Source organism: Kitasatospora sp. NPDC093558, assembly GCF_040683475.1.
GTDB lineage: Bacteria > Actinomycetota > Actinomycetes > Streptomycetales > Streptomycetaceae > Kitasatospora.
This window is the reverse complement of the sequence record NZ_JBFBDY010000276.1, coordinates 1-8376: the sequence shown is the minus strand read 5'-3', so window position 1 is coordinate 8376 and position 8376 is coordinate 1. Positions and strand designations below refer to the sequence as shown.

The window sequence follows — 8376 nt, the reverse complement described above, 5'->3', positions numbered from 1 at the left end:
AACAGGTGGGCCGCATCGCCGGCCAGCAGGATCCGCCCGTCGCGGTACCGCTCGACCTGCCTGTCCTTGAAGGTGAAGCGCGACAGCCGAACCGGTGTTCCCAGAGGGACATCCCCGCCGAGCACCCGTCGGATGCTGTCGCCGAGCTCGGCCAGGCCCATCGGCTCGTCATCGTCGTATTCGGCGGACTCGTCCTCGGTGGTCATGAGGGACAGAACCCCGTCGGTGACCGCGAACGCGAACACACCGCGGTCTGTCCGGGTGAAGCCCGCATGGATCGTGCCCAGCCCGGGGACGTCGATGTCGCCGTTGTCGAGCACGGTCAGCGAATCGGGCACGGTGACCACGGCGAGCCGGTTGACCTCCGGGTACGTGGTGCCGGGGAACGGGATGCCGGCCAGGTCGCGGACCCGGCTGCGCGCGCCGTCGCAGCCCACCAGGTATCGGGCGGTCACCCGGCAGGGCCCGTCCGGCCCCTGCACCTCCGCGGTCACGGTGGCATCGTCCTGGCGCACCCCGACCACCTCGTGCCCGCGGCGGATGTCGGCGCCGAGTTCGCGGGCGCGTTCGCCGAGCAGCCGCTCGATTTCTGCTTGTGAGATCGGCAACGCCCGCATCGGAGGATCTGCGAGCTGTGTGAGGTCCAGATGCAGACTGCCGAACGGGAATCGGGGAGCGATGTCGGGGTCGCTGCTGGTCGCTTCGAACCGGTCCAGAATGCCTCGGTATCGCAGCAGGTCCAGGATCCGCCCGCCGATACCGCTGGCCTTCGGTGTGTCCCGGGGCTGCGGATGCCGCTCCAGCACCAGGGGCCGCACCCCGGCCAGCCGCAATTCACCGGCCAGCATCAGGCCTGACGGCCCTGCGCCCACGATGATCACGTCGGCGTCCGTCACCAGCCGCTCCCCGGGCGGCCCTTCGCCGCGCTCCCGCTCGTCCCGGTCGTCGACATCAACACGCACTTCGGTACTCCTGCTTTCTCAGGTTCTGACTTCGGCCAGGGATTCGCGGCGCTCGTGGCACGACCCGGGTCGTGCCGCAAGCCCCCGGCGCGCTATGTGTATGGAAGGGAATGGATTCGCCCCAGGGCTCCCAGCGCAGCGGCATGGTGATGGGGCCGTCACCGCGCAGGCGTGCTTCTTCCGCTTCGAGGTCGGTGACCGTGAGCGCGCGGATCAGGCCGGCCGCGCGGTCGTCGGCGGGGAGGATCTCGGTGCCCTGCCGGAGCAGGTCGTGGCGGGCTGGGCGGGCCTTGGTAGGTGCGGCGCGGCGCCCAGTACTGGGCGCGGACCGTTGCCGTGCGGCCGGTGTGGGGCACGCGCGTGACCGGAGCTGAACGCAACCCGAACGGCAACTTCGATGCTCGCCTCGACCACTTGGTCGAACCCATCGCTGTCGTTGCCCGGCAGGTGGTCGAGCAGCGCGCCGGCCTCAGGCCTTGTCGAAGATGTTCTTGGCCCAGAGGTAGGAGACGACGGTGAGGCCGAGGCACCAGGCGAGGGCGATGGCGGCGCTGTTGCCGATCGGCGTGCCGAGGAGGAGACCGCGGAGGGTTTCCATGATCGGGGTGAAGGGCTGGTACTCGGCGAACCAGCGGATGGCGGTGGGCATGGAGTCGGTGGGGACGAAGCCGCTGCCGAGGAAGGGCAGCAGGACCAGGGGCATGGGGGCGTTGCTGGCGGCCTCCGGCGTCGGGGACTTGAGGCCGAGGGCGACGGCGAGCCAGGTGATGGCCGTGGCGAACAGGGTGAGCAGTCCGGCGGCGGCCAGCCATTCGACGGCCGTGGCGCTGGGGCGGAACCCGATGGCGTAGGCGACACCGATGAGGACGGCCATGCCGAGGAGTTGCTGGACGACGCTGGCGACGACGTGGCCGGTGAGGACCGAGGCGCGGAAGATCCGCATGGTGCGGAAGCGGGCGATGATGCCTTCGGTCATGTCGGTGGCGGCCATGACGGCGGTGCCTGTCGCGGCGGTGGCGGCGGCCATGAGCAGGATGCCGGGGACGACGTAGTTGACGTAGGTGGTGCGGCCGCCGCCCTGGCCGCCGCCGAGGCCGGCGCCGAGGGTGCCGCCGAAGACGTAGACGAACAGCAGCAGGATGACGACGGGGGTCAGGATCAGCTGCACGGTCATGGACGGGTACCGGACCAGGCGCTTGAGCTGGCGCCGGACCATGGTGTTCGAGTCGCGTACGGCCAGGCCGAGGGTGCTCATCGGACGGGCTCCTTCTGCTGGCCGGTGAGGGTGAGGAAGACGTCGTCGAGGTCGGGGGTGTGGACGCTCATGTCGGCGACGTCGATGGCGCGTTCGTCCAGGTGGACGAGCAGTTCGCGGACCGTCCGGACGCCGCCGTCGCTCGGCACCTGCAGGGTGAGCGCCTCGGGATCGGCCGTCCCGGTGCCGAGCGCGTGGCGGGCGGCGTCGAGCAGGAACGCGTCGGCGAAGGTGAGCGTGATGTGGCCGCCGGGGATGCGCCGTTTGAGCTCTTCGGCGGTGCCTTCGGCGATCAGTCGTCCGTGGTCGAGGAGGGCGATGCGGTCCGCGAGTTGGTCGGCCTCCTCCAGGTACTGGGTGGTGAGGAAGATGGTGACGCCGTCCGCGACCAGCTCACGGACGATCTGCCACATGGAGCGGCGGCTGCGCGGGTCGAGGCCGGTGGTGGGCTCGTCCAGGAAGATCAGGCGGGGGTCGCCGACCAGCGTCATCGCCAGGTCGAGCCGGCGTTGCATGCCGCCGGAGTAGCTGCCGGCCGGTTTGCGGGCCGCCTCGACCAGGTCGAAGCGGTCGAGCAGTTCGGCGGCCTTGCGTCTGCCGTCGCTGCGGGACAGGTGGTGGAGGTCGGCCATGAGGAGCAGGTTCTCCTCGCCGGTGAGCAGCTTGTCGACGGCCGAGTACTGCCCGGTGACGCCGATCGCGCCGCGTACGTCGTCGGGTCTGCGGGTCGGGTCGTGGCCGGCGACCTGGACGGTGCCGCCGTCCGCGGGGATCAGGGTGGACAGGATCTGGACGGTGGTGGTCTTGCCGGCGCCGTTGGGGCCGAGCAGGGAGAAGATCGTTCCTTCCGGGACGGTCAGGTCGATGCCGTCGAGCACGACCTTGTCGCCGTAGGACTTGTGCAGTCCGGTCGCGGAGATGGCCAGGTTCGTCATGCTGGTGCTCCTCGTCACAGGCTGCGGGCGGTGATGTCGCCGTAGGCGGTGGTCGCGTGGATGGTCAGGCCGGCGATGCCTTCGGTGTTCCTGAGTGAGTTGTGGATGCGGCCGTGGCTGCTCCCGGCATCAAGGGAGGCGGAGACTCCGGAGGCGGCGCAGACCGACACGTCGCCGGCCTCGGTGCGCAGTTCGAGCGTGCCGCTCATGGCCTCGGCGATGCGGATGTCGCCCTTTCGGGTGCTGATCACGGCGGAGCTGCCGAGGCGGCCGACCGAGATGTCGCCGGCCTGGAGGGTGAGGCGGGCACCGGTGGCCTCGTCGATCTCGACCGAGCCCTGAGCGCCCTCGAAGGTGACGTCGCCGAGCCGTCCGACGGCCCGGAATCCGCCGCTGGCCACCTTCGCCTCCACCCGGGAGCCGGCGGGCAGCCGGACGGTCACCTCGACGGCTCCGGTGTTGCCGACGAGCCGGCTCTTCGGCAGCGCGGCCTCGATCCACAGGAGGCCGTCGGTGCAGCCGACCCGGGTCTGCTCGGCGGCCGTCACGTCGCGGTGCTTCGAGGCGTCGGCGGGCAGGACCTCGACCGCCGTGTCGGCCTGGTCGGCGGCGATGATGTGGACGCGCCCCGCGGGTATGTCGAGGGCGGTGGAGATCGGGGCGGGGGTGTCGAACTTCTGCATCTTGCTCTTCTCGTTCTCGCTGTTGTTGGGGGTGGGTCAGATTCCTGCGGGCGGCACCCATTCGGTGAGCTGGACAACGAGGCCGTTGGGGTCGACCAGCCGCACTACCAGCTCGCCCCAGGGCTCCTGGCGCAGAGTCACGGACAAGCCGACTTCTTCGTTGCGCAGCCGCTCGTACTCGGCTGCGATTCCGGTGACCTCGAACGACACGACCACGTCGATGGGCCCTTGGCCGGGCCCGTGCTGCTCGATGTCGCGCCGCACCAGGACGAGGTCGACGGCCGCGTCGTCACGGGCGAGCTCCACGAAGTCCTCGTCGACCAGGACTTCGCGGAATCCCAGGTGGGTGGTGAAGAACCGGCTGGAGGCGGCGGGATCGGTGACCGTCAGGGACACCGAGGAGGACACGACGTTCATCGCTGCGTCCCTCCTTCTTGCTTGATCCTTGGGACGGATCAAGCTTCGGGCGCAGCGGTACCGGGGAACAACGACGGTTGTCGCAAGGGTCGTTAACCCCTGGGTTTACGAAGCCCGTCCCAGCCTGGAGGCAGGCAGGCCGCGTTGGGTGCGAGGGCCGGCTCGAACCGGTGGAGGGCCCGACCGACGGGCGCGTGGCGCTTCCGGTCGGCGGGCGCGTGGGTCACAGGTGGAGCGTGCCGAGGTCGCGTACGGTCTCGGCGAGGCCCCGGATGGCGTCGTTCTCGGCCTCGGTGTGCCAAATCAGGCCGAAGTTCATCGGCCCGAGGTCGTTGAAGGGCAGCCAGAGGACGTCCGGGCGGCCCCAGTAGCGGGGGGTGTGCGAGGGATTGATCTGGACCACCTCACCGTTGCTGACGAGCGTGAAAATCTCGTCCGTCGTGGCGACCCTCGGGCCGCGCTCGATCGTGTGCCCGCATGGGGTCTGCGGAGGTAGGTAGATGTCGAACCAGTAGTCGGGGAGCTGCGGTGCGTCGGGGTGCGGGAAGTCGGCGAGCATCTCCACGGAGGCGAAGGTGCGGGTGGCCAGTTCGTGGTCCACGGCAACGGCCAGCATGCGCGGGTCGGTGAACAGAACGGGGCCCTCGGTGAGATCGTCCTCCCGCACGGGCAACCACGCGACCAGGACATCGATCTCCCCCCGCCGCAGCATGCCGAAGGGGTCGGCGAAGCCCGCGTACCGAATCGACAGTTCCCACTGCGGATACCGCGACCGGAACGTCTGCCAGTAGAGCCGCAGCTCGTAGGCGTTCCCGGGAATCATGCCGACGCGCAGCCGGCTGGTGACGCCGCGGGCGGCCATCCGAGCACGCTCCAACGACTCGTGCAGGCCCGCGTAGACCGGTCGCAGGTCATCGCGCAGCTGTCGGCCGACCTCGGTCATGCGCACGCTGCGGCCTGGTGCGCTCGAACAGCTGGGCGCCGATCCGCCGCTCCTGGGCCTTGATCGCCTGGCTGACCCGGGCCGGGGACACGTGCAGCCGCTCCGCGACGCGGCCGAAGTGCAGTTCCTCGGCCAGCGTCAGGAAGATCTCGATGTCCCGCAGCTCCACAGCCACCCCCCTGGCGAAAGTGCGACAACCTGCCGGTCGTCGAGCACCGCGGAAGCTTCTCACGCCTTCAGCCGGGCAGAGGCCCCAGGTCGCGGGCGACGCGTGCGAAGGCGCGGATCATCTCGTTCTCCGCCTCGGTCCGCCACACCAGCGAGTACGCGAGCGGCTCCAGCCCCTTCACCGGCAGGTAGGCGATGTCCGGGCGCGGGTAGTAGCGGACCACATGCGCGGGGAAGAGGGTGACTGCCTCCCGCATGCCTACCTTCATGAAGATTTCCTCGATGTTGTTCACGGCGGCGCCACGGTCGATGAACCGGCCCCGGGGTGTGTGTTGCGGGGCGTAGTGGTCCATCCAGTCGTCGGGCGCCGGGAGGACGCTCACGTGCTGGAAGTCGCTCATCTCCTCCAGGGTGACCGAGGACCACCGCGTGAACGGATGGTCGAGGTCCACGGCCAGTACTCTCGGATCGGAGAAGAGTGTGGGACCCGCAGTCAGGTCCGGTTCGTCGAAAACGGGCCAGGTGACCAGGATGTCGGCCTCCCCGTTGCGCAGCTGGGCGAACGGATCGGCGTAGGCCGACATCCGCACCCGCAGCTCCCACTGCGGGTGGCGGGCCCGAAAGGTCTCGAAGTACCGGCGCAGCTCCTGGATGTTGGCGGGGAACAGGCTCACCCGCAGCGTGCCCGTCTTGCCCCGGGCGGCCAGCCGGGCCCGCTCCAGACTCTGCGTCAGGCCGTGGTGCACCAGGCGCAGGTCGTCCCGCAGTTGCTCACCCAGTGGCGTCAGCCGGACGTTGCGGCTGTCCCGGGCGAACAGTTCCGCGCCGATGGAGCGCTCCTGCTTCTTGATCGCCTGGCTGACCCGCGCCGGGGAGACGTGCAACCGCTCCGCAGCCCGGCCGAAGTGCAGTTCCTCGGCCAGGGTCAGAAAGATCTCGATGTCGCGCAGCTCCACGTGCCCCCACTCCCCCGGTCCCGCCCAGGCGGCGGCCCGCGATGTTATACCGGACCGGGATCGCAAGGACCAGCGGACATCGAAGCGGCGGTCGTTGCCGACGCCGGCCGGCCCCGCCCCAGGTCGACGGCCTGGGGCTTTCTTGCTGTCCGGGCCGATTCGGTCCTTCGTCTCCTTCTCGACCCACCAAGTGGTGGTGGTTCTCGGTTTACCCCTGACTGGTCCCACCGGGTGGTGGGTTAATTCCTCGGGTGGTGGTAGTCAAGAGTCTGGTGTGAATTTGAGGGTCTGCTGAGGTGTTGCCGGGAAAACCGTTGATATGCTCCAGGAGAACTATCCGGGGGAAGCAACACCGCGAGTCCCGGTTTCGGGGCCTGTGTCCGCAGGTTCGGGTGTTGCGTATATGAGAGTTCTTTACGGGGGGTAGACCCATGCATGGCGGCGAATCCGGAGGGCATGGCGGCGACGGCGGATCGGCCGGCGCCTCGGCGGCGTCCGGTTCCGGCGGTGGCCGGGACCAGGGGTACCGCGAAGACCTGCGTGGCTGGTTGCCCGTCTTCGGCATCTCGGCGGCCGTCATCGTCGTCGGCTTGCTGGTCGTTCTCTTCATCAAGTAGCCGTGGAGCGCCGGTGGTAGCGCCGGGTGCTCGGGCCGCTCGCCGTGCTGGGGAGTCGGCACCCCGGCGCTGACCGCGGTGCGTCGCGCTTCGCCCTGCCCTTCGGCAGGACTACCCGGGCCGGGCCGTGTCCCGAGCCGTGCTGCGCCGCATCGCGTGCGTTCCGTCGCGGGCCCGTGCGCTCTCCGTGTCATTTTCCTCGGTCTATTCAGGCTTGCCCGCTCCCGCATCGGGGGCGCGGCGTCATGGCTCCATGTTCCCGTGCGTGAACGGCGATTCCGTCGTTCCGTGCGGTCGATTCGGAGGAAATTCCCGCGCATTTGACGTGCGCGAAAAGGAGGTGAAAAGAAATGGATGAACTGATTGAGGGTTCGGAGCTCCAGGAGGACATCGCCATCGAGGAGCTCGCCGAGACCTCCGGTGCGGGCACCGCGTTCACGATCGGCTCGGCCGGCTGCCCCAGCTCCGCCGGTACCGCCTCCAGCTTCGGCTGATGCGGCCCGCGGACGGACCGGAGCACGTGCAGCGAGAGGAGGTGAAACGCAATGAACAACGTCGAGAACATCGATGTCGTCGAGGAGTTCGAGGACATCGCCATCGAGGAGCTCGGTGACCTGGCCGGTGCCGGCACCACCAACACCGGCGGCACCTTCGGGTCCACGACCTGCCCCGCCTGCGTGGGCACCGCGTTCAGCTTCAGCTGATGGCACAGCCCCAGCCGGCAGCCGCCGCACGGCGGCCATCCGCGGGGAGGGAGGTGAACACCGTGAACGAGACCCTCAACGACACCGACCTCGACCTGTTCGAGGACGTGGCGATCGAGGAACTGTCCGACGCCTCTGGCGCGGGCTGGTGCGTCGGCTCCGCCGGGACCTTCGGGTGCCCGAGCTCGGCCGGTTCGTACGGAACCGCGACGTCGCACTGACCTTGCCCATCACTCACGGGGGGAGACCCGCATGAACAACGAGCAGCAGCTCGTCCAGGGCGACGAACTGGCGCCCTTCGCCGACGACATCGCGATCGAGGAGCTGAGCGACGCCACCGGCGGCAGCTTCTGCCTCGGCACCGTCGGCTCCGCCGGCTGCCCCAGCTCCGCGGGCAGCATCGGCACCGCCAGCTCGCACTGACGCTGCGGTCCACCGTCCATCCGTTCCATCCGTCCCGGGAGAGGAGGTGTAACCCATGACCGCTTTCGACACCGTCGACGCGTTCCGCGCCGAGACCGGCGCCGACGCCCTCGTGACCGAGGACATCGCCATCGAGGAGCTGACCGAGGCCGGTGGCACGAACTGCTTCGGCACGCTCGGCTCCGCCGGTTGTCCGGTGTGCTTCGGCACCGCCGGCTGCGCCACCTGACGCAGGGCCGCGGCTGAGCACAGCCGTGGTCGAGGGGTGCCGTGTCCCGCCGTCCGGCTCGATGCCGGCGGCGGGACACGGCGG

The 8376-nt window shown here is 69.5% G+C and carries 14 protein-coding genes; 6 read left to right on the top strand and 8 right to left on the bottom strand.

Annotation, left to right across the window (positions count from 1 at the left end; translation table 11 throughout):
* The 8 genes from AB0O00_RS23220 to AB0O00_RS23185 all read right to left on the bottom strand — a co-directional run.
* Positions 1 to 962: FAD-dependent monooxygenase (locus tag AB0O00_RS23220; RefSeq protein ID WP_363654699.1), on the bottom strand; the 962-nt coding region annotated here is incomplete at its 3' end.
* Between the two features lie 469 nt (positions 963 to 1431).
* Complete coding sequence (locus AB0O00_RS23215) at positions 1432 to 2217, bottom strand: ABC transporter permease (RefSeq protein ID WP_363654697.1); 786 nt, start codon at positions 2215 to 2217, stop codon at positions 1432 to 1434.
* On the bottom strand, positions 2214 to 3152 hold the full coding sequence (locus AB0O00_RS23210) for an ATP-binding cassette domain-containing protein (RefSeq protein WP_363654695.1): 939 nt from the start codon (positions 3150 to 3152) through the stop codon (positions 2214 to 2216). The genes AB0O00_RS23215 and AB0O00_RS23210 overlap by 4 nt, the downstream gene beginning before the upstream one ends.
* Positions 3153 to 3166: 14 nt before the next feature.
* A complete protein-coding gene (locus tag AB0O00_RS23205) occupies positions 3167 to 3835 on the bottom strand; it encodes a DUF4097 family beta strand repeat-containing protein (RefSeq protein WP_363654693.1) in 669 nt (222 codons plus the stop codon).
* 36 nt (positions 3836 to 3871) lie between these two features.
* The gene (locus AB0O00_RS23200) at positions 3872 to 4252 is read right to left on the bottom strand and encodes a VOC family protein (protein WP_363654691.1); all 381 of its coding nucleotides are present in this window, start codon (positions 4250 to 4252) and stop codon (positions 3872 to 3874) included.
* A 223-nt stretch (positions 4253 to 4475) separates the two neighbouring features.
* Positions 4476 to 5195, bottom strand: a complete 720-nt coding sequence (locus AB0O00_RS23195) for a LysR substrate-binding domain-containing protein (protein WP_363654689.1) — start codon at positions 5193 to 5195, stop codon at positions 4476 to 4478.
* Positions 5164 to 5364, bottom strand: a complete 201-nt coding sequence (locus AB0O00_RS23190) for a LysR family transcriptional regulator (RefSeq protein ID WP_363654687.1) — start codon at positions 5362 to 5364, stop codon at positions 5164 to 5166. The genes AB0O00_RS23195 and AB0O00_RS23190 overlap by 32 nt, the downstream gene beginning before the upstream one ends.
* A gap of 67 nt (positions 5365 to 5431) precedes the next feature.
* A complete protein-coding gene (locus AB0O00_RS23185) occupies positions 5432 to 6319 on the bottom strand; it encodes a LysR family transcriptional regulator (RefSeq protein WP_363654685.1) in 888 nt (295 codons plus the stop codon).
* 431 nt (positions 6320 to 6750) lie between these two features.
* On the opposite strand from AB0O00_RS23185, the gene AB0O00_RS23180 reads away from it, so the two are divergent.
* The 6 genes from AB0O00_RS23180 to AB0O00_RS23155 all read left to right on the top strand — a co-directional run bounded on the left by AB0O00_RS23180 (position 6751) and on the right by AB0O00_RS23155 (position 8292).
* Positions 6751 to 6936, top strand: coding sequence for a hypothetical protein (locus AB0O00_RS23180; protein WP_363654683.1), 186 nt, complete (start codon positions 6751 to 6753; stop codon positions 6934 to 6936).
* Positions 6937 to 7286: 350 nt separating this feature from the next.
* Positions 7287 to 7430 carry a thiocillin family RiPP gene (locus AB0O00_RS23175; RefSeq protein ID WP_363654681.1) on the top strand — a complete coding sequence of 48 codons (144 nt, stop codon included), beginning with the start codon at positions 7287 to 7289 and terminating at the stop codon, positions 7428 to 7430.
* A 51-nt stretch (positions 7431 to 7481) separates the two neighbouring features.
* Positions 7482 to 7640 (top strand): RiPP peptide, encoded by a 159-nt coding sequence (locus AB0O00_RS23170; protein ID WP_363654679.1) that lies wholly within the window; start codon positions 7482 to 7484, stop codon positions 7638 to 7640.
* Positions 7641 to 7702: 62 nt separating this feature from the next.
* Complete coding sequence (locus AB0O00_RS23165; RefSeq protein WP_363654677.1) at positions 7703 to 7861, top strand: thiocillin family RiPP; 159 nt, start codon at positions 7703 to 7705, stop codon at positions 7859 to 7861.
* 31 nt (positions 7862 to 7892) lie between these two features.
* Positions 7893 to 8063, top strand: a complete 171-nt coding sequence (locus AB0O00_RS23160; protein ID WP_363654675.1) for a thiocillin family RiPP — start codon at positions 7893 to 7895, stop codon at positions 8061 to 8063.
* Between the two features lie 55 nt (positions 8064 to 8118).
* Positions 8119 to 8292, top strand: coding sequence for a hypothetical protein (locus tag AB0O00_RS23155; RefSeq protein WP_363654673.1), 174 nt, complete (start codon positions 8119 to 8121; stop codon positions 8290 to 8292).
* Positions 8293 to 8376 lie beyond the last annotated feature (84 nt).

Bases quoted from the DNA above. Each gene is read 5' to 3' on its own strand.
- AB0O00_RS23215 (WP_363654697.1), bottom strand. From the start codon at position 2,217: ATGAGCACCCTCGGCCTGGCCGTACGCGACTCGAACACCATGGTCCGG.
- AB0O00_RS23210 (WP_363654695.1), bottom strand. From the start codon at position 3,152: ATGACGAACCTGGCCATCTCCGCGACCGGACTGCACAAGTCCTACGGC.
- AB0O00_RS23205 (WP_363654693.1), bottom strand. From the start codon at position 3,835: ATGCAGAAGTTCGACACCCCCGCCCCGATCTCCACCGCCCTCGACATA.
- AB0O00_RS23200 (WP_363654691.1), bottom strand. From the start codon at position 4,252: ATGAACGTCGTGTCCTCCTCGGTGTCCCTGACGGTCACCGATCCCGCC.
- AB0O00_RS23195 (WP_363654689.1), bottom strand. From the start codon at position 5,195: ATGACCGAGGTCGGCCGACAGCTGCGCGATGACCTGCGACCGGTCTAC.
- AB0O00_RS23180 (WP_363654683.1), top strand. From the start codon at position 6,751: ATGCATGGCGGCGAATCCGGAGGGCATGGCGGCGACGGCGGATCGGCC.
- AB0O00_RS23175 (WP_363654681.1), top strand. From the start codon at position 7,287: ATGGATGAACTGATTGAGGGTTCGGAGCTCCAGGAGGACATCGCCATC.
- AB0O00_RS23170 (WP_363654679.1), top strand. From the start codon at position 7,482: ATGAACAACGTCGAGAACATCGATGTCGTCGAGGAGTTCGAGGACATC.
- AB0O00_RS23160 (WP_363654675.1), top strand. From the start codon at position 7,893: ATGAACAACGAGCAGCAGCTCGTCCAGGGCGACGAACTGGCGCCCTTC.
- AB0O00_RS23155 (WP_363654673.1), top strand. From the start codon at position 8,119: ATGACCGCTTTCGACACCGTCGACGCGTTCCGCGCCGAGACCGGCGCC.